The sequence below is a fragment of the Actinoplanes sichuanensis genome (assembly GCF_033097365.1).
Taxonomy (GTDB): domain Bacteria; phylum Actinomycetota; class Actinomycetes; order Mycobacteriales; family Micromonosporaceae; genus Actinoplanes; species Actinoplanes sichuanensis.
The window spans coordinates 9,083,131-9,102,789 of the sequence record NZ_AP028461.1; the positions used below are offsets into that span (position 1 = coordinate 9,083,131).

At 69.5% G+C, this 19,659-nt stretch carries 18 protein-coding genes and 2 riboswitches; of the genes, 6 read left to right on the top strand and 12 right to left on the bottom strand.

The annotated features are described in order from the left end of the window. Positions 1–12: 12 nt before the first annotated feature. Positions 13–1,047, bottom strand: a complete 1,035-nt coding sequence (locus Q0Z83_RS41745; RefSeq protein ID WP_317788954.1) for a coiled-coil domain-containing protein — start codon at positions 1,045–1,047, stop codon at positions 13–15. Next, positions 1,046–1,184: riboswitch (cyclic di-AMP (ydaO/yuaA leader) on the bottom strand. (Overlaps the previous gene by 2 nt.) A 207-nt stretch (positions 1,185–1,391) precedes the next feature. Beyond that, positions 1,392–1,523: riboswitch (cyclic di-AMP (ydaO/yuaA leader) on the top strand. Between the two features lie 6 nt (positions 1,524–1,529). On the opposite strand from Q0Z83_RS41745, the gene Q0Z83_RS41750 reads away from it, so the two are divergent. Then, the gene (locus tag Q0Z83_RS41750; protein ID WP_317788955.1) at positions 1,530–2,561 is read left to right on the top strand and encodes a coiled-coil domain-containing protein; all 1,032 of its coding nucleotides are present in this window, start codon (positions 1,530–1,532) and stop codon (positions 2,559–2,561) included. A gap of 57 nt (positions 2,562–2,618) precedes the next feature. Here the strand turns inward: Q0Z83_RS41750 and Q0Z83_RS41755 are convergent, their stop codons facing one another. From Q0Z83_RS41755 to Q0Z83_RS41770, 4 genes are all read right to left on the bottom strand, one after another. Beyond that, positions 2,619–4,982: a glycoside hydrolase family 65 protein gene (locus tag Q0Z83_RS41755; RefSeq protein ID WP_317788956.1), complete on the bottom strand. Its 2,364-nt coding sequence runs from the start codon at positions 4,980–4,982 to the stop codon at positions 2,619–2,621. Between the two features lie 23 nt (positions 4,983–5,005). Beyond that, a complete protein-coding gene (locus Q0Z83_RS41760; RefSeq protein WP_317788958.1) occupies positions 5,006–5,740 on the bottom strand; it encodes a beta-phosphoglucomutase family hydrolase in 735 nt (244 codons plus the stop codon). Positions 5,741–5,818: 78 nt separating this feature from the next. After that, positions 5,819–6,292, bottom strand: a complete 474-nt coding sequence (locus tag Q0Z83_RS41765) for an ATP-binding protein (RefSeq protein ID WP_317788959.1) — start codon at positions 6,290–6,292, stop codon at positions 5,819–5,821. Between the two features lie 82 nt (positions 6,293–6,374). Further along, a complete protein-coding gene (locus Q0Z83_RS41770; RefSeq protein ID WP_317788960.1) occupies positions 6,375–7,667 on the bottom strand; it encodes an ABC transporter ATP-binding protein in 1,293 nt (430 codons plus the stop codon). A gap of 880 nt (positions 7,668–8,547) precedes the next feature. On the opposite strand from Q0Z83_RS41770, the gene Q0Z83_RS41775 reads away from it, so the two are divergent. Beyond that, on the top strand, positions 8,548–8,745 hold the full coding sequence (locus Q0Z83_RS41775) for a PspC domain-containing protein (protein WP_317788961.1): 198 nt from the start codon (positions 8,548–8,550) through the stop codon (positions 8,743–8,745). Positions 8,746–9,875: 1,130 nt separating this feature from the next. Here the strand turns inward: Q0Z83_RS41775 and Q0Z83_RS41780 are convergent. The 6 genes from Q0Z83_RS41780 to pdxH form a co-directional block, all read right to left on the bottom strand. Then, positions 9,876–10,661 (bottom strand): DUF4230 domain-containing protein, encoded by a 786-nt coding sequence (locus Q0Z83_RS41780; protein WP_317788962.1) that lies wholly within the window; start codon positions 10,659–10,661, stop codon positions 9,876–9,878. A 181-nt stretch (positions 10,662–10,842) separates the two neighbouring features. After that, on the bottom strand, positions 10,843–11,139 hold the full coding sequence (locus tag Q0Z83_RS41785; protein WP_317788963.1) for a type II toxin-antitoxin system VapB family antitoxin: 297 nt from the start codon (positions 11,137–11,139) through the stop codon (positions 10,843–10,845). 50 nt (positions 11,140–11,189) lie between these two features. After that, the gene (locus tag Q0Z83_RS41790; RefSeq protein WP_317797262.1) at positions 11,190–11,807 is read right to left on the bottom strand and encodes a nitroreductase family protein; all 618 of its coding nucleotides are present in this window, start codon (positions 11,805–11,807) and stop codon (positions 11,190–11,192) included. Continuing rightward, positions 11,807–12,727 (bottom strand): aldose 1-epimerase family protein, encoded by a 921-nt coding sequence (locus Q0Z83_RS41795; RefSeq protein ID WP_317788964.1) that lies wholly within the window; start codon positions 12,725–12,727, stop codon positions 11,807–11,809. The genes Q0Z83_RS41790 and Q0Z83_RS41795 overlap by 1 nt, the downstream gene beginning before the upstream one ends. 10 nt (positions 12,728–12,737) lie before the next feature. Continuing rightward, on the bottom strand, positions 12,738–13,994 hold the full coding sequence (locus tag Q0Z83_RS41800; protein ID WP_317788965.1) for an MFS transporter: 1,257 nt from the start codon (positions 13,992–13,994) through the stop codon (positions 12,738–12,740). A 29-nt stretch (positions 13,995–14,023) separates the two neighbouring features. Next, complete coding sequence (gene pdxH / locus Q0Z83_RS41805; protein WP_317797263.1) at positions 14,024–14,647, bottom strand: pyridoxamine 5'-phosphate oxidase; 624 nt, start codon at positions 14,645–14,647, stop codon at positions 14,024–14,026. A gap of 227 nt (positions 14,648–14,874) precedes the next feature. On the opposite strand from pdxH, the gene Q0Z83_RS41810 reads away from it, so the two are divergent. From Q0Z83_RS41810 to thpR, 4 genes are all read left to right on the top strand, one after another. Then, on the top strand, positions 14,875–15,981 hold the full coding sequence (locus Q0Z83_RS41810; RefSeq protein ID WP_317788966.1) for a citrate synthase 2: 1,107 nt from the start codon (positions 14,875–14,877) through the stop codon (positions 15,979–15,981). Further along, a complete protein-coding gene (gene serC, locus Q0Z83_RS41815) occupies positions 15,978–17,105 on the top strand; it encodes a phosphoserine transaminase (RefSeq protein WP_317788967.1) in 1,128 nt (375 codons plus the stop codon). The genes Q0Z83_RS41810 and serC overlap by 4 nt, the downstream gene beginning before the upstream one ends. Positions 17,106–17,277: 172 nt before the next feature. Beyond that, positions 17,278–18,336: a septation protein SepH gene (gene sepH, locus Q0Z83_RS41820; protein WP_317788968.1), complete on the top strand. Its 1,059-nt coding sequence runs from the start codon at positions 17,278–17,280 to the stop codon at positions 18,334–18,336. Beyond that, positions 18,333–18,830, top strand: coding sequence for an RNA 2',3'-cyclic phosphodiesterase (thpR, locus tag Q0Z83_RS41825; protein ID WP_317797264.1), 498 nt, complete (start codon positions 18,333–18,335; stop codon positions 18,828–18,830). Before sepH ends, thpR begins: the two co-directional genes overlap by 4 nt. Before the next feature lie 244 nt (positions 18,831–19,074). On the opposite strand, the gene Q0Z83_RS41830 is transcribed toward thpR, so the two are convergent. Beyond that, positions 19,075–19,635 (bottom strand): hypothetical protein, encoded by a 561-nt coding sequence (locus Q0Z83_RS41830; RefSeq protein WP_317788969.1) that lies wholly within the window; start codon positions 19,633–19,635, stop codon positions 19,075–19,077. Positions 19,636–19,659 lie beyond the last annotated feature (24 nt).

The window sequence follows — 19,659 nt, forward strand, 5'->3', positions numbered from 1 at the left end:
TGCTGCGCCGGGCTAGTTGACCGACAGATGCACGTGGTTGGTGTGGTCGCTGGACGGGTCTCCGCCCGCCCCGCTGTACGACTTCCAGCCACTGCTCGGTAGCCAGATCCGGCGATACCAGATCACGTAGAGCACGTTCAGGTTGTCGGCGTTGTTGATGAAGTAGTTCGCCAGGTTGTCGCCGTACGTCTTGTCGGCTCCGGTGGCGTCGCCGCCGAACGTGCCCTTCTCGGCCGAGAAGTCGCAGGCCCGGCCCTTGGGGTGCTCACCGCTGTTCTGCGTTCGCCAGCACTTGGTGAACCTGGTGAAGCCGTCGGCGCGGGCCTCCTTGTAGGCGTGCAGGAGGGTCGCGGTCACACAGCCGCCGGTGCCGGTCGGGTCGGTCTGATTGCAACTGCTGCCACTCGGTCCGGGCGACGCGTCGGCACTGTCGCCGCCGTCGGACGACGAACTGGCGTCGTTGCCCTGATTCGCCGCCTTCAGTGCGGCCTCGGCCTGCTCCTTCTGCTTCGCCATCACGGTGACCTGCTTCTGCTGGTCCTTGATGGCGATGTCAATGGAGTCCTTGGCCTTCTGCCGGGTCTCCCGGGTGCTCTTGAGATCCTCGATCGCCCGGTTCTGGTCGGCGGCCACGAGAGCCAGCGTCTCGGCGCGACCCAGGAAGCCCTCGGCAGAGTCGGAGCTCAGCAGCGCGGCCATCGGCCCGCCCCGGCCCGCGGTGTACGCCTGGGTGGCGAGCAGGTCGAGCTTGTCCTGCTGCGGTCCGAGCTCGCCGTCCAGCTTCTTCAGCTCGGCGGTCAGCTTGGCCTGCTGTTCCTTGGACGTCTTGAGCTTGGCCTTCGCCTCCACGAAACCCTTGGAGGCCTTCTCGAGCTTGTCGATCAGTGACCCGGAGCCGCCCTCACCGTCGTCACCGGAGTCGCCGGGGGCGGCGAGCAGCCGGGGGGCCGCGGTGGCCGGCGTCGAGGCGACGGCCAGTCCGCACGCGGCGACGAGCAGCGCCAGCAACGCCGCTAATCGCCGCGCAGTGTTCTGCTGCACAGGCATTTCCTTCCGTCGGCCGCCGGCCGGGTTAGCTGACGGGTTCGGGACGAAGGAAATCCCTACCGCTGGTGAGCGGATTCACCCCAGGGAATATTGGTTCCCCGGCTCGCCTTTTTACGGCGATTAGGCGGCGGCTCCCGTGCGGGAACCGCACCGACCATACCCACTCGATCGACAGATCGACAGTTCTCGTACGCCGCGCAATGGCCTCGACACGAGCGGTGACAGCAATTACGGATAGTCGTTGCGATGTAACACTTTTGGCCGTTCCCAGGGTCTGATCCACGGCGATATCTCGGGTAAACTGACCGCCGGTCCTGCCAGGACGGCACCGCCCCCGAGTTGCCGGCAGGCCGCCGCCCAATCGTCGAAAGGCGAGCCGGGGAACCAGGTCACTGGGGTGTATCCGCAGTTTGCGGTAGGGATTGCTTCCGTCCCGAACCCGTCAGCTAACTCGGTCGGCGGTGACACGGAAGGAACTGTTGATGACCGCAAGTCCCCGCCGGTGGCTGATACACGCCCTGGCGCCGCTGGTGGCTGTCGTGATGCTCGCGGCACCCTCGGCTCCGGCTTCGGCCGAGCCCGGCGGCTCGTCGTCCACTGCTCAAGAGCAGGAGCAGAACGGTGGCGGCGGAGACGCGATTCTCTCCGATGTGATCGAGAACACGAACCGGCGCTATGTGTCCGCCAAGGCGGCCGTGGACAAGTCGGTGAAGGCGCAGGCTCAGCTGGCCAACCAGATCAAGCAGGCCGAGGCCCGGCGCGACGTGCTGATCCCCGAGGTCGACAAGATCGCCAAAGAGCAGTACATGACGGGCAACCTCAGCTCGATCGGATACCTGCTCAACGCCAACTCCTCGGGCGACTTCCTGGAGAAGGCGGTCTCCCTGGAGGAGATCAACCGGCTGCACGACGCCAAGCTGCGTGAGCTCAACGAGGCACTCCGGACCATCACCGAGAGCAAGGTCCGGCTCGACGCCGAGGTGAAGCAGCAGCAGCAGGACGCCGCCGCGATGAAGAAGCAGAAGGACGCCGCGGTCGACGCGCTCGCCCTGGTCGGCGGTAAAGGCGTGACCAAGGGTCTCGTGGTCGCGAACTCACCCGAGGCCGCCCCGGCACCCCGCAACTCCAGCGGCGGCTTCTCGGCCGAGGGCTGCACCGAGAAGGACCCGACCACGAACGGCTGCGTCACCAAGCGCACGCTGCACATGTACAAGGAAGTCAAGAAGGCCGGCTTCAACAACTTCGTCGGCTGCCATCGCGACGGTGGTCCGTTCGAGCATCCCAAGGGCCGCGCCTGCGACTGGTCGCTGCAGAAATCCGGGTTCTCGACGTTCGACACCGACAAGGAATTCCGGTACGGCAACAACCTGATGGCGTTCCTGGTGCGTAACGCCGATGCCCTCGGCATCTACTACGTGATCTGGAACAAGCAGATCTGGTTCCCGGCGAACGGCTGGAGCAACTACCACGGGGTCAGTGACCACACCGACCACGTGCACGTGTCGATGCTTTAGAGACATCACAAAGAACGGCCCCCGTCCGTACGGACGGGGGCCGTTTCGTATGTCGACTCAGTGCAGCGCTCGCCGGACCGGCGCCCGGCCGTGCGGCTGGGCCGGCGCCGGACCGGCCGGCACCGCCGCCGGGATCGGCATCGTCACCGGGCGCACCTGGGTGACCTCCAGCTCCTTGCCGTGGTGCAGCAAGGTGAGCCGGGCCTGGCCGCCGCCGTTGCGCAGCGAGTAGGTCACCTCGTCCGAGGTCACGCTCACCCGCAGCCGCAGACCGCGCCAGAGCAGCGAGAACTCCAGGTTGTTGATCCGGCTGGGCAGACGCGGAGCGAACGACAGCTGGCCGTTGAAGTCACGCATGCCACCGAGACCGGCGACCAGCGAGATCCAGGTGCCGGCCAGGGACGCCACGTGCACCCCGTCCCGGGCGTTCTGGTGCAGGTCGTGCAGGTCCATCAGGGCGGCCTCGCCCAGATAGTCGTGCGCGAGCTCCAGATGCCCGGTCTCGGCCGCGAGAACGGCCTGGATGCAGGCGGAGAGCGACGAGTCCCGTACCGTCCGGGCGTCGTAGTAGGCGAAGTTGCGCGCCTTCTCCTCCGGTGTGAACGCGTCACCCCGGATGTACATCGCCATGACCAGGTCGGCCTGCTTGACCACCTGCTTGCGGTACAGGTCGAAGTACGGGTAGTTCAGCAGCAGCGGGTACCCCTCCGGCGGGGTGTTCTCGAAGTCCCACTCCTGGAGCCGGGTGAAGCCCTCGCACTGCTGATGGACCCCGATCTCCTTGTCGTACGGGATGTGCACGGCGGCCGCCGCGTCCCGCCACGACGCGGTCTCCTCGTCGTCCACCCCGAACCGCCGGGCCAGGTCCGGATGGCGCTTGCAGGCCTCGACCGCGGTCATCAGGTTCTGCTGGGCCATCAGGTTGGTGTAGATGTTGTCGTTCACCACGGCGGTGTACTCGTCGGGACCGGTGACCCCGTCGATGTGGAACCGTCCGTGCCGGTCGTGGTGGCCCAGCGACCGCCACAGCCGAGCCGTCTCCACCAGCAGCTCCAGGCCGACCTCACGCTCGAAGTCGTAGTCCCCGGTGGCCTGCACGTAGCGGCGGACCGCGTCGGCGATGTCGGCGGCGATGTGGAACCCGGCGGTGCCGGCCGGCCAGTACCCGGAGCATTCCTGGCCCCGGATGGTCCGCCACGGGAACGCCGCGCCCTGCAGGCCGAGCGTCTGAGCCCGCTCCCGGGCCAGGTCCAGCGTCGAGTGCCGCCAGCGCAGCACGTCGGCCGCCGCGGAGGGCTGGGTGTAGGTCAGAGCCGGCAGTACGAACGTCTCAGCGTCCCAGAAGGTGTGGCCGTCGTACCCCGGCCCGGTGAGGCCCTTGGAGCCGATCGGGCGCTGCTCGGCCCGGGCGCCTGCCTGCAGCGTGTGGAACAGCCCGAACCGGACCGCCTGCTGCACCTCCGAGTCGCCCTCGACCTTGACGTCCGAGTGGTCCCAGAATGCGTCGAGATAGTCCTTCTGCTGCTGGACCAGTCCCTCCCAGCCGTCCAGGCGGGCACTGGCCAGAGCCGCCCCGACCTGGTCACGCAGGGCGGGCAGCGAGCGCATGCTGGACCAGCCGTACGCCGCCAGCTTGACCACCCGCAGCTTCTGCCCCGGCTCCAGCCGGCAGGCGACGGTGGTACGCAGCCAGTCCGGGTGGCCCTCGGTGGTGATGGCGTGCCGGCCCGGCGTCTCCACCAGGTGTTCCATGGCCGCGGCCATCCGCAGGTCACTGGCCTTGGTGCGGTGCACGAGGATGCCGCCGGTGGGCTGCTCCAACATCTCCTCGGCCTGCAACGGACGGTCCAGCACCGCGGCGACCCGCGGGTCCTTGCTCATCGGCGGCAACTGCTCGTTGGCCACCAGCTCGGACTGCAGGATCAGCCGGGTGGACGCGTCCAGCGGCTCCACCTCGTAGAGGAAGGCCACCACGGCGCGCTGGGTGAACGACACCAGCCGCACGGTCCGCACCCGGATGCCCTGGCCGGACGGCGACACCCACTCGACGACCCGCTCCAGCGTGCCGGCCCGCAGGTCGAGGCAGCGCTCGTGGGAGCGCAGCTCGCCGTACCGCACATCGAACGGCTCGTCGTCGACGAGCAGGCGCATCAGCTTGGCGTTGGTGACGTTGACCATGGTCTGGCCGGACTCGGGGAAGCCGTATCCGGCCTCGGCGTGCGGCAGCGGCCGCAACTCGTAGAACGAGTTCAGATAGCTGCCCGGCAGGCCGTGCGGCTCGCCCTCGTCCAGGTTTCCGCGTATCCCGATGTGGCCGTTGGAGAGCGCGAACACCGACTCGGACTGGGCCAGCAGGTCCAGGTCGAGCCGGGTCTCCCGAATGTGCCAGGGGTCGACGGGATAAGCCCGTTCACGGATCACGGTCGTGCCTCTCGTAACTGATTTCAGAGGAGGTCTTTGAGATCTTGCACCACGATGTCGGCGCCGTGCTCCCGCAGCGCGTCGGCCTGGCCCACCCGGTCCACACCGATCACGATGCCGAAACCACCGGCCCGCCCGGCGGCCACGCCCGCCTGCGCGTCCTCGTAGACGGCACAGTTCGCCGGGTCGAGTCCGAGCAGCTCGGCGCCCTTGAGGAAGGTGTCCGGCGCCGGTTTGCCGGGCAGGCCCAGCTCACGGGCGACGACACCGTCCACCCGGGCCTCCAGGAGGTCGGCGATCCCAGCCGCCTCCAGGACGTCCTTGCAGTTGGCGCTCGCCGACACGACCGCGCGGCGTAGACCGGCGGCCTTGGCGGCCTTCAGATACTCCACCGATCCGGGGTAGACCTGAACGGCGCCTTCTTTGATCTTCTGTAGCACGAGCAGGTTCTTGCGATTGCCGATGCCGTTGACGGTCTCCTGATCGGGGGTGTCATCAGGATCGCCCTCGGGCAGCGTGATGCCTCGCGAGGTCAGGAAGGTCCGGACCCCGTCAGCACGCTGACGCCCGTCGACATATCGGTGATAGTCAGTCGCGGAATCGAACGGCACGAAAGGTAGCTCATGGCGTTCGGCCCACGATTTCAGGAACGTGTCGAACGTCTGTTTCCACGCAGCGTTGTGAACCAGCGCGGTTTGCGTAAGCACGCCGTCAAGATCGAATAAGCAAGCGGTCACCTGTGAAGGAAGTCCGAGCACGCGCCCAATGTAGCCGGACCCGATCCCGGGCGAGAGGCGAAGGGCTGCTTCACATTTCCACGATGGTTTACAAGTCGTTCAAGCTGCGGAATCCAAGATGATCCGCAGACCGATCGACGTACCGATCGGCCCGGTCGCCGTGGTGACCTCGTCACAGAGCCGATGTGCCAGCCACAATCCGCGCCCGCCGACCTCGAACGCCTCCGGGGTGTGCAGGTCGTCCAGATAGGCGCCGGGGATGCCGGGACCGGAGTCGGTCACCACGCACCACACCGAACCGTCCTCGATCTTCAGGACCACCCGGCCGTTGCCGCCGGCGTGCAGCACGACGTTGGTGAGCACCTCGTTGACCGCCAGCACGAAGCCGTCCTGCCGGTCACCGGCGAGGCCGACCGCCGCGAGCAGACGGGTCGCCTCATGTCGTAGGACGGCGATGTCATCGGGGCCGAAAGCGCGGTCCAGCAGCACCGGCCACTCCCGGGGCGGGGCGGCATCGACCCTCGGCTCCCCGTCGAGAGCCGAACGCACGCTCTGGCCGATCCTGTCCTCCACCGTGGTGCAGCCTACGCGCTGTGGCCGACCGGTGGCGGGAGGCATCATGGAACGCGCCCGGAAGTGGCGCGGGTCGTTGCGCTCAGCGCCAGCCGACATCGATCCGATCACCACGCTGGTCGAAGAAGTGCACGGCGTCCATCCGGACCGACACGGCGAGCGGGTGACCGTGCGAGACCTGCGGATACGGTGCGAGACGAACGGCCAACTCGGCCGGCTTGCGATGGTGCCGGGCGGTTTCGGTCGCCACCCCACCCAGGCCCTCCGGGGCCACATTCTCGCCGCCCGGGCGCGTCAGCCGCTGCAGGGCCCCGCCGAGCCGCTTGAAAGCGCCGCCACCCGACTCGCGGGTGTCGGTGACCGCGGCACCGATCTCGTCCACGACGATCGCCGTGGCACCGATGTCGAGGTAGGCCAGCGACTCGTGTCCGTGGTGCTCCAGGTAGCGGATCCGCCCCTGGAAGACGTGCCCCTGTGTATCGGGGGTGACCGGGGTGAGCGCCTCGGCCCGGATGCCGACCACGATCCGCTCGCCGTGATAGCGGGCCACCGCCCGCGCGCGTGGGTCGCTCCACGGCAGGTACAGGGTCTGCTCGCCGAAGCTCAGCGCGATGTAGCGGTCCAGGTGCACGTAGACCGCCGCCTCCAGCAGGTTCATCTTCGGCGAACCGAGGAAGGCGGCGGTGTAGAGGGTCGCCGGGCGCCGGTACACCTCGGTCGGCGTGCCGAGGTCCTGCAGCACCCCCTTGCGCATGATCGCGACCCGGTCCGCCATGGTCAGCGCCTCGGCCTGGTCGTGCGTCACGTACATGGTGGTGACGCCCAGCTCACGGGTCATGCTGCTGATCTCGGCGCGCAACTCGGCGCGCAGCCCGCTGTCGAGGTTGGACAGCGGCTCGTCCATCAGGAAGATCCCCGGCCGGCGCACCATCGCCCGGCCCATCGCCACCCGCTGCCGCTGGCCGCCGGAGAGCTGGCTGGGCCGTCGCCCGAGCACCTCACCGATGCCGAGCGCGCCGGCGATCGCGTCCACCCGGTCCTGCCGCGGCGACGGTTCGATCCCGGACAGCTTCAGCGGGAAGCCGATGTTCTCCGACACCGTCATGTGCGGATAGAGCGCAAAGTCCTGAAACACCATCGCGATGCTCCGGTCCCGCGGCGGCAGTTCCAGCACCGGCTCGCCGTTGAGAAGGATCTCCCCCCGCGTGGGATCCTCCAGCCCGGCGATCATCCGCAGCACGGTCGACTTACCGCAGCCGGACGGCCCGAGCAGGACCATGAACTCGCCGTCCTGCACCTCCAGGCTGACGTTGTCGACGGCGTAGGTGCCGTCTGGCCAGATCTTGGTGACGTCTTTGAGCGCGACGGTGGACACCGTCAACCTCCCGCGATCGAGTGTCGACCCCGAGCCCACGACGGTCGGCGATCGGGCCCTAACTCTGCGAGTGCCTTCGATGGTTCACCATCGGACGAAAGTGCCATTCGCACATAGTGATCAATCGATTACAGAACCCGAACGCTGCAGGTCCAGCGTGTGCACGTTCACACCCTTATCCGGTACGACCATCCGAATCCAACCGCAATCCACACATGCCCGGACCACACCGCGACGCGGTCCCACCCCGAGACCGCAAGGCGTCTCACGGGCGTAGCCCGACTCACCGCCACCCCGAAACCCCCGGCCGGCGCTCAGAGCCGTCTCGAGACCCGCGAGACAGCACTGGCGACCAGCCGGGAACTCAGCGGGAGGCTCGCCAGTCCCGCACCGCGGCGAGCGTGAACGCGGCCGCCGCCGACTGCTGAACGCTGCCCGGTTGAACGGCCGCCCTGTCGAACGTTGAACGGCCGCCCTGTCGAACATCGCGTCCGGCGGAACGCCGCTCGGACCGAGTGCCGCTCCTGCCGGGCACTGCTCGGCTGGCCGCTACTCTTTCGGTCGCTGTCGGACGAACGCCGCGAAACTCACGAATGCTGCGAACGGACATCGGCGCCGGCCGAAGCTCCGGGAACCCGCACGCAAGGCAGTCTCCCGGTCCCTCAACGACCTCGGACCGCTCGAGGACGCCCACATCCTGCCCGCTACCAGGGCCGAAACGGCGTCAGGTTAACAGCGGACCCCAGACGGGTACGGGAGACCCTTACGGGAGTCGAACAGCCGGCATCCACCTCGGGGACGAGGGACGGCGCTGCTCCCGTACCTACCGTCGAAGTGGCAACGGCAGAAAGCCGAGGCCACCGCCGAAGGAGTGGATGAAGTGACCAGCCCCCTCAGGACCCGCTCGTTCTCCCGCCCGCGCCACAACCGCCGGATCGCCGGTGTCTGCGCCGGCTTGGCCCAGCGTTTCGGGATGAGCCCCGGGACGGTGCGACTCCTGTTCGTCGTCTCGTGTCTGCTGCCCGGCCCGCAGTTCCTGATCTACCTGATCCTCTGGGCCCTGATGCCTAGCGAGTAACCCCGACCCGGCCAGCCGATCCTGATTTCCGGCGGGCAGGAGCGACCGACACCCACCGGCACCAGTCCGTCGGCGGGCGGTCACCGAGGCCAGGCAAGATCCGGGCCCTCGGTGACCGTCCCCGTTCCGGCAGGAGCGAGGACCCGGTGATCGCGCCCTTCCCGCAGGAACCAGGACCCGGCGACCGCGCCCCGCTCCACCAGGAGCCAGGCACCGGCAACCGCGCCCGTTCCGGCGGGAGCCGGGCCCCGGTGATCGCGCCCCGCTCCACCAGGAGTCAGGCACCGGCGACCGCACCTGTTTCGGCAGGAGCCAGGCCGAGCCCGGCCTCAATGGCCGGCGCCCGCCTGGCCGAGCCCGGCCTGACTGAAGGCGCTGCCCGCCGGGCGAGAGGCCGAGCGCCTTCCTGCTGGCTGCAAGCCGACGAGATTCCGCCGGCAACCGGCAGGTGTGAAGTACCGCGCCACAGAAGCCCCGGGCATCCCGTCCTCTGCCCCCGTGACGGGATGCCCGGAACCAAACGACGGGCCGCTCCCCCGGGCAACGAGGCCTTGGGGAGCGGCCCGCCTTTGGGCTCAGGAGTCCGAGCCCGACCCCGTTTAGCCCGGGCGCGACCCGTTCAAGAGCGCGACCCGTTCAAGAGCGCGACCCGTTCAGACCCCGGACTCGGCCCTTCAAGAGCACAGCCCACCTCAGCGGCCCGAACCGACCCGTTCAAGAGCGCGGCCCGCTCAAAGAACCAGTCGACGGCGCAGCCGCTTCAAGATCCTGCCCCGGTCCGGTGGAGAGCACAGCCGCCTCAGGCCCCGGAGCCTGCCCGTTCAAGATCCCAGAGCACTTCAGGACCCGGCCCCGCTGAGGGACTCAGACAACTCCCAAGAGCCGGACCTGCTCATGAACGTGACCCCACCGGCCGGAACGGCCCAGTTCCGGAGCGGTCCCCTTCCAGACCGCCACCGTTTCTGGACCGCCACCGTCTCCGGGCCCGCGCCGCCTCCAGACCGCCACCGCCTCTGGGCCCGCGCCGCCTCCAGACCGGCCCGCCTCCAGACCGCCACCGCCTCTGGGCCCGCGCCGCCTCCAGACCGGCCCGCCTCCAGACCGCCACCGCCTCCGGACCGGCACCGTGATCATGGGCTGGCGAAGGACACCGTCACTGTCGTGTAGCCGAGCCTGGCGAAAAGGCTCTCCAACATTCGCTGAGTATTCTCCCGGGCTCGTTCGTCCAGCTCGCTGGCTCGGGCCGCCTCGGTGATCCGCTGCTGGGCCAGCTGGTAGACCTGCTGCTGTTTGCTCGGATCGTCGCGGAACGCGTCGCCGATCCGGTTGAACAGGCCGCGCTCCTCGGCCACCACGTAGCTGCGCTCCATATCGAGCGCGGCGGTCGACTGCTGCGGGGCGGGCAGTGTCAGCTCGATCGTCTTCTTCTCTTCGTCGATCTTCAGCGCGTCGCCGGAGAGGCCGCTGAAGTCCACGTAGGTCTCGACGGTGCCCGAGCCGACGAACAGCGTCCGTCGGTTGATCAGGAAGTCGGGGATGTTGTCACGGTTTTCCTGAAGGTCGACGATCACCTGGAACGTGCCGTCGGCCGCCACGTAACGCTGAAGATCGCGCATGGACTGGAGCAGGACCGGCTGGCTGCGGTCGGTCGTCTCCTCAGCGAACGGGTTGTCGAACGTGGGCAACACGTTCATCGCACGCAGACCGAGGCAGGAGGCGACGATCAGCGCGAAGACGAAACCGACGAAGATCAGCAGCCGCGCGAAACCGCTCGGGCGGGGTGCGGGCTCCGGTCGGTCGGTGGCCGCCGGAAGTTGGCTGGTGGGAGGCTCGGGGCTGGTCTCCACAGCGGCCTGCCGATCGGGCACGGCCGGGTACTCGCTGGTGGGGTGATCGGGGGTGGGCGATTCGGCCATGCCCTAACGGTACGGAGGGGGTACGACAATTCGCGACCGGAGAGCATTCACCGGCCTCCCACCGCGCTGAACCATCCAAAACCACACAAAGCGCTACCAAGAGCCGGCCACCGGCGAGGTCAGACCGGGTCAGGACGAAGCGAGGTCGAGGCCAGGTGAGGCACCGAGAAGAGCGACCGACTCAGTCCTCGACGACCAGGACCCGCGCGTGGATCTGGTTACGCTGCTGCAGGGCCGCCCGCAACGCCCGGTGCAGCCCATCCTCCAGGTAGAGATGCCCCTGATACTCCACGACGTGCGGAAACAGGTCACCGTAGAACGTGGAGTCCTCCGCGAGCAGCTTGTCGAGTGCGAGCTCACGCTTGGTGGTGATCAGGTCAGCGAGCCGGATCGGGCGCGGCGGAATCTCCGCCCACTCCTTGAGCGTGGTCTGGTGATCGGGGTACGGGGCTCCGTCCCGGACCGCTTTGAAGATCACGACGGTCGCCCTTTCCGTGAAAACCGTAAGCCAGCGTACCCGCGGGCCGGTCAGGCCTCTCCAGACGAAGCCCACCGGCCATGATGCACCACATCGGCCACCGGTCGGTGGCCACGCCGCAGTGACGGTGACCTCTTGTCGGGTGCGGGGTACCCGACAGTGAGTGCCCCGATCGGGTGGAACTCCTCGGGCACCCCGAACGCGTCCTTGAACGCCTGCACCCGGACCGCGGGCAGCCCGAAGAAGCACGACGCGAGTTCCTCGTTGACCGCCGTGAGGTGCATGAGCAGGGCGGCGAAGCCGGTGTCGATGTCCCAGTACGGCGCGGACCAGCGAGCCTCGTCCCGATCCGTCCAGCCTTTGTCCGCCTGGGCATACCGGTCGAGGTAGGCCGATTTGTTGGACAGCGCCACGATGATCAGCGGCGCCGTCCGCATCCGGGTCAGCCAGCCGTCGGGCGGCCCGTCGCCGTCCGCGGTCGACGTCCAGTACCGGTCCCGGTCCGGGGCGGCGGTGAGGACCAGGAAGCTCCACCCCTGGCTGAATCCCGCCGAGGGCGCCCGCAGCCCGTGCTGAACGATCTTGTCGACCAGCTCCGGGGAGATCGGGCGATCCGGGTCATAGCTGCGCACCATCCGCCGGCGGCGGACGACCTCGTCGAATTCCATCAGTACCGGACGCCCCATGCCGTGGTCCAGGTCGAACCCGGTTCGAGGACGGTGAGGTCGCGGCCGGTCCGGTAGGCGTCGGGCGGGCAGGTCATCGGCTCGACCGCGATCGACCGGCGGAACCGCTCGCCGTGCAGCGTGTCGGCGGTGAACACCTGCCAGTACCGGAACTTCTCGTCGGCCCAGACCACGATCCGCCGGTCCGAACCCGGGTCGGCCAGAGTGAGCGTGGTGATCCCGTCGGCGTCGAAGTCGATGTCGCCGAAGGCGGTGTCGATCACCAGGTCACCGATCCGGCGCGGCTCGGAGAAGTCGAACTCGGTACCGGCGATCTTGGTGGCGCCGATCGGGAGCAGGCGGGCGTCGGTCTGGACCCGGGACTTGGCCGACACCTGCAGCACCGTGTCGTCGACCGACACACCGGGCAGCCGGAAGTACGGGTGGACCGAGTAACCCCAGGGCGCGTTGGCCGACGAGGTGTTGACCACCTCCTGGTCACACCGCAGCCCGTCGGCCGAGACCGTCCAGCGGGTGCGCAGCAGCAACGACCACGGGTAGCCGACCTGCGCGGGCAGCTCGTACTCCAGGGTGACCGAGGCCGGGGTCTGCTCGGCGAGCCGCCACCGGGCCCAGTTGACCAGCCCGTGGATGGCCGTCCGCTTGGCCGGCTCGGTGAGCGCGAGCTGGTAGGCCTGCCCCTCGAACTCGTACTGCCCGTCCCGGATCCGGTTGGGCCAGGGCGCGAGGATCTGGCCGGCCGATCCGGGGGAGATCTCGTCCGTACCGAATCCGTCCAGAATCTCGACCCCGCCGACGGAGTACGACCGGAGTGTCCCGCCGACCTCCACCAGGACGGCGCGGCGGCCGTCCGCTTCGATCGTCCACTGAATGCCGGACCGGGCGGCTGACTCTGCGCTCATACCCGGGACACTATCGGTCGTCTCCCTCGTCCCGCTCGGGCCGGTATCGGATGAGTGCGGGCGAGCTGAGCCCGAGCACCACGGCCAGTCCGGCGGCGACCAGGCCACCGCCCACCCACGAGGTGGTCACGCTGGTCAGGTCGGCGGTCGCGCCGGCACGCAGGTCGCCGAGGCGCGGTCCGCCGGCGACCACCACGGTGAACACGCCCTGGAGCCGGCCGCGCAGGTGGTCGGGCGCGAAGGTCTGCATGATCGTCTGCCGGTAGACCGCGCTGACCAGGTCGGCCATTCCGGCCAGGGCCAGGAGCAGCACCATCAGCCACAGGCTCGTCGCCAGGCCGGACAGCCCGATCGCGAGCCCCCAGACGACCACCGCGGCGATCAGGGCGAGCCCCTGGCGCCGGACCCGGCCGATCCAGCCCGAGGTGAGGCCGCCGATCATCGCGCCGATCGCGATGGCGCTGTACAGCCAGCCGACCGCCGAGCCGCCGCCGAACTGCTCCTGGGCGACCGCCGGGAACAGCGCTCGCGGCATGGCGAACACCATGGCGACCAGGTCGACCGCGAACGACAGCAGCAGCACCGGCTGGGTGACCAGGAACTTCAACCCGGTCGCGATGCCACGCAGGCCGACGCCGGGTTTCTCGGGCGCCTCGGCGGAATCCGGAACCACCGGCGGGATGTCCGGAAGCTTCCACGTCGCCCAGAACGTCACGGTGAACAGCAGGGCATCGAGCGCGTAGGCCACCTCGACACCGACCCCCGTCGACCAGACGCCCATGATCACGCCGGCCGCGAGCGGGCCGAGCACCCCACCGGCCGTGGTGGCCGTGTAGTTGAGCGTGTTCGCCGCCGGGACCAGCGGTTCCGGCACGATCCGCGGGACGATCGCCTGCCGGGCCGGCGAGCTGACCGCGAACCCGGCCGCCTGAATCGCGGTCAGCGCCAGCAGCAGATGCGCGCTGCGCACCCCGGCCACCGCCTGCGCCAGCAGCGCCACGGTGGTCACCCAGGTGATCACCGAGCCGGCCAGCAGCAGCTTGCGGCGATCCACCACGTCGGCGGCGGCGCCGCCCCAGAGCCCGAAGATCAGCAGGGGTACGAGACCCGCGACCCCGAGCAGCCCGACCCAGGTGGGCGAACCCGTGATGGCGAACATCTGCACCGGCACCGCGACCGCGGTGAACTGGAACCCGAAGAACGAGGCCCCGTTCCCGATCCACGTCCGGCGGAACGTCGGCACGCTCAGCGGACGGGTGTCGATCATCCAGGACCGGGGTTCCCTGGTGCGTTGACTCAAGGCGCGAGCCTCTCCACGACCCAGTCCCGCCCGTCGCGCCGGAATCGGAGCCGGTCGTGCAGCCGGCTGCTGCGCCCCTGCCAGAACTCCACGTTCTCCGGCCGCACCCGGAATCCGCCCCAGTGCGGCGGCGCCGGCACCGGCCCGTCCCCGAACCGCTCGGCGGCCGCGGCGAGCCCCTCGTCGAGGGCTTCCGGGCCGGGCAGCACCCGCGACTGCGGACTGGCCCAGGCGCCCAGCTGGGACCCGCGCGGGCGGGACCCGAAGTACTCCTCGGTCTCCGCGCGGCTCACCCGCTCGACCGGCCCGGTCACGATCACCTGGCGCTGCATCGGAAACCAGGGAAAGACCAGGCTCGCGTACGGGTGAAGCGCCAACTCCGTACCTTTCCGCGACTCATAGTTCGTGAAAAAGACGAAACCGTCCTCGGCGTACCCCTTGAGAAGGACCGTGCGCGCTGACGGCCGAGCCCCCTCGCCCACCGTGGCCACGATCATCGCATTGGGTTCCGGCAGGCCGAAGGCCGTCGCGTCGGCGAACCACGCCGCGAATTGGCTGGTCCAGGTGGTCGCCAGGCCGCCCTCGACGAGTGGCGGCCACTCGGTGTAGTCCCGACGCATCCCGGCTGGTGACGGCGGTTCGGTGGCCACGCCGGCCTCCTTCGCTGACTGCTCGACGCCTCCGGGGATCTCCCCGGGGGCGGAAACGACCGTAAGTCCCCCGCCCGGAAACGTCAGTTGAACCAGGATGGGTGTCATCGAGAGCACAATCGCGACGGGTCGACCGTGCGGTTACCCGGCGGGCAATATGAATCACCCACCGCAGTTCGGTTTCCACAGGGAGTGCCGTGACCGAGTTCAAGCCGGGGCTCGAGGGCGTCATCGCGTTCGAGACCGAGATCGCCGAGCCCGACCGGGACGGTGGCGCGCTGCGGTATCGCGGCGTCGACATCGAGGATCTGATCGGGCAGGTCTCGTTCGGCAACGTCTGGGGCCTGCTGGTGGACGGCCGATTCGGTCCGGGGCTGCCACCCGCCGAGCCGTTCCCGGTGCCGGTGCACTCCGGTGACATCCGGGTCGACGTGCAGTCCGCGGTCGCGATGCTGGCGCCCTACTGGGGGCTGTCCCAGATGTTCGACATCAGCGACGAGCAGGCCCGCCGTGACCTGGCCCGGGTGTCGGTGACCGCGCTCTCCTTCGTGGCGCAGGCGGCCCGCGGCCTGGGTCTGCCGGCCGTCCCGCAGAAGGACATCGACAAGGCCGAGACCATCGTGGAGCGGTTCATGCGCCGCTGGCGCGGTGAGCCGGACCCGCGGCACGTCAAGGCCGTCGACGCGTATTTCATCTCGTCCTGCGAGCACGGGCTGAACGCGTCCACGTTCACCGCCCGGATCGTCGCCTCCACCGGGGCCGACGCGGCGGCCTGCATCTCGTCCGGCATCGGCGCGCTCTCCGGCCCGCTGCACGGTGGCGCACCGACCCGGGTGCTCCAGATGATCGAAGCGGTTGAGCGCAGCGGTGACGCCGAGGCGTTCGTGAAGGACGCGCTGGACAACGGCGAGCGGCTGATGGGTTTCGGCCACCGGGTCTACCGGGCCGAGGATCCGCGGGCCCGGGTGCTGCGCAAGATCGCTAAGGATCTGGGCGCCCCGCGGTACGAGGTGGCCGAGGCACTGGAGCGGGCCGCGCTGGCCGAGCTGCACGAGCGCAAGCCGGATCAGCATCTGTGGACGAACGTGGAGTTCTGGGCGGCCGTGGTGCTCGACTTCGCCGAGGTCCCGGCGCACATGTTCACGTCGATGTTCACCTGCGCCCGGGTGGCCGGCTGGAGCGCGCACATCCTGGAGCAGAAGAGGCTCGGCCGCATCCTGCGCCCCGGTCTCCACTATGTGGGACCGGAGCCGCGGAAGCCGCAGGAGGTCGAGGGCTGGGATCAGCTCCCGCATAATGTGTGACCGTGACTGACATCCGGATTCCCGACGCGATCAAACCCGTCGACGGACGGTTCGGCTCCGGGCCGAGCAAGGTTCGTCCCGAGGGAGTCGAGGCGCTCTCCGCGGTGTCCCGCACGTTCATGGGCACCTCCCACCGGCAGGCGACGGTGAAGGACCACGTGGCCCGGCTGCGTCGCGGCCTGGGCGAGTTCTTCTCGATGCCGGACGGCTACGAGGTGATCCTGTCCAACGGCGGCACCAGCGCGTTCTGGGAGGTCGCCACGTTCGGTCTGGTCCGGGAGAAGGCGCAGTTCGCCGAGTTCGGCGAGTTCGGCGCCAAGTTCGTGCAGGCCGTCACCGACGCGCCGTTCCTGGCCGAGCCGACCGTGCACCGCGCGCCGGGCGGGCAGGCGGCCTACCTGACCGCCGAGGCCGGCGTGGACGTCTACGCCACCGTGCAGAACGAGACTTCGACAGGTGTGGCGGTCCCGGTCCGGCGGGTCGAGGGCGCCGACCGGGGCGCGCTGCTGCTCACCGATGCCACGTCGGGCGGCGGCAGCCTCGATGTCGACGTCCGCGAGACCGATGTGTACTACTTGGCGCCGCAGAAGGCGCTCGGCTCGGACGGCGGGATCTGGCTGGCCCTGATGTCGCCGGCCGCGATCGAGCGGGCGTTCGAGATCAAGGCCACGAAGCGGTACATTCCGCAGTTCCTCGATCTGGTGACCGCCATCGAGCAGTCCCGGCTGGAGCAGACCTACAACACGCCCGCGCTGGCCACCGTCTTCCTCGCCGCCGAGCAGGTCGACTGGATGAACGCGCAGGGCGGCCTGTCCTGGGCGGTCAAGCGCAGTGCGGAGAGCGCGGCGGCGATCTACGGCTGGGCCGACCGGTCGTCGTTCGCCGAGCCGTTCGTCACCGACCCGGCGCTGCGGTCGGCCGCCGTCGCGACCATCGACTTCGCCGAGGGCATCGACGCGGCACAGATCGCCAAGGTGCTGCGGGCCAACGACGTCGTCGACACCGAGCCGTACCGCAAACTGGGCCGCAACCAGCTGCGCGTGGCGCTCTACCCGACAGTCGACCCGTCCGATGTGACAGCTCTCACCACCTGCATCGATTACGTCGTGGAACGGCTCAGCTAGCCCGATTCACGCGCCACGCCGTCTTCACCACGAAGATCATCTTCGCTGGTCAGCATCTTGACGGCGTGGCTTACCCCCATTGGGTGACCAAGGCGCGTACCGTGTTCCGAAACGCGCCCGGGTGGATGACTCTCGGGATGTCCAGGCCAACGCGACGGGACGGAGGCAACGCATGCGGCCGGTACGCTTCGTCGCCCTTTCCGAGGACGGTCAGGCTCTGGTGCTCGCCGATGAGGTCGGCCGGCTCCTGGCTCTCCCCATCGACGACCGGATCTCGGGCGCGCTCCACGAGGGTCCTGTGGCCCCCGGCAGCGTGGTCGCGGTCCTCGCATCCGACGCCAACACTCCCAGCCTGTCGCCGCGTGACATCCAGGCCCGGATCCGCTCCGGCGAGTCCGCGGAGGATGTGGCCCGCATCGCGGGTGTGCCCGTCGACCGGGTGCTCCGCTACGCCGGCCCGGTGCTGCAGGAGCGCGCCATGCTGGCGCAGCACGCCCGCCGGACTCGGCTGAAGACGTCCGACTCCGGTCAGCCGCTGGCCGAGGTGGTCGACAGCCGGCTCGCGCAGCACGGCATCGACACCGAGAAGATCTCGTGGGATGCGTTCCGCCGCGACGACGGCACCTGGCGCATCGTCGCCACCTGGCCGTCCGGCAAGGCCACCGCGCAGGCCATCTGGGACCTCGACAAGGGTCGTCAGGTGGTCTCCCCGCACGACGACATGGCGCAGTATCTGTGCGCCGAGCGGCCCACCCAGATCCTCGGTCAGGAGCCGGCTCCGGAGCGCGGCGGCCACGGCCTGCCCGGCCCGGCCCGCAGCACCGAGCCGACCCGTGGCGGTCACGGCCTGCCCAGCGCCGACCCGGCCGCCGCACGGTCGACCCGCGACTCGATCCGGGCCAGCCGCGACGCCCTGCTCGCCTCACTGGACCGTCCGCTGGAGGGTTCGTCCGGCCGCAGCCTGGAGTCACCCGCCCGACGACCGGTCGCCGGCGGTGCCGCAGCCCTGCTCGGCGGCGGTTCCGGTTCGGCCTTCGATGACGACGCCGACCTGCCCAAGGAGGTGCCGGCCGTGCCGTCCCTCGCGGTGCTGCGCCCGCGCCGCACCGTGGGCCAGGCCAACAGCCAGGCGAGCCCCGAGGTGGAGGAGAGCAACAAGCCCCGCAAGCGGCTCCCCAGCTGGGACGACGTGCTGTTCGGCGGCGGCCCGGCGGCCCGCGAGTCCTCCTGAGCCGGCTCTTCGTCGCGGTCTTCCCCGCCGAGGAGGCCGTCGATCATCTGCGTCGGTATCTGCCGGCCTCGGCTGCCCGCCGCCCGGAGAAGTGGCACGTCACGCTGGCCTTCCTCGGCGACGTACCGGGCCCTGACGTCCCGTCCGTCGTAGCCGCCCTGGCCGACGTGCCACTACCCGGACTGATCAACCTGCGGCTGGCCGGTTCGGGCACCTTCGGAGCGGTGCTCTGGGCCGGCGTGCACGGCTCACTGGAACAGCTGACCGCCTTCCGCGAGGACATCCGGACCGCCCTGGCCGCCGCGGACTTCCCGATCGATGCGCGCCCGTTCCGTCCGCATCTCACGATCTCCTACCGCCACGACCGCCGCCTGGCCGCCATCCTCGACGGCTACTCCGGCCCCTCCTGGCCGGTGACCGAATTCGCCCTGGTCGACAGCGTCGAAGGCGACTATCTGCCGATCTGGTCAAAATCCCTATCTGGTACGCCGTAGTCCCCCACAACCACAACCATCCCTGCCGTGGCTGTCCACGCGAGGTGCTGCCCACTCTCGGCCGATTCGCGACCGCCGGGCTGAGGCCGCCGCTCACCGCCACCCCGCCACGCGCGGCCATCCGAGGCGTGTTTTGGAGGTGGGCTGGACTCGGTGACCAGCCGCGCCCGCCCGCACACTGCCCACGCCCGCCCACCGCAAGACCAAAGGCTGCCGCGGCGGACCAGCTCATCGCCGGAGCGGGTCAGAACGCCGGACCGGGCTCGTGGCGCACGGCCAGCCCGGCCGCCTCCAGGAGGGTCTCGACGCGGACGCGTTCGAAGTCGAGCTCCACGCCCTCCAGCCCGTGCAGGAACTCGCGGATACCGAGGCACCGGCAGGCCAGCCGCAACCGGGCGTCGTAGGCGGTCATCACCGCCGCGCGGTAGGCCTCCCCGTGCGGCCCGGAGCGGCGCTGGTGATCGAGGCGACGCAGGTCGTACGCGATCTGCTCGATCGGTGGCATCCGCAGCGCCGCCAGGCGTGAGGCGAGGTCCCACCCGCGCATCGTGCGGTCCAGGCGGCGGTGGGCGCGGTCGTCGCGGCCGCGGGGACCCCGGTCGACACGGCGGCGGTATCGCCGGACCGTCCGCCGTCCGGATGCTCGCTCACGGTGATGCTCGTCACGCAACTCGCTGCGACCGCGGCGAGTGAACAGGCGGCGCAGATCCCCGGTCCCGCCAGTGATCATGATGGTTGCGGCGCACGGCAGGATGAGCAGCGCCGACAGCGCCGCCGACAGCACAGCCATGTGCGCGATCGCCACGGTTCGACGCTAGGCGCTGACCAG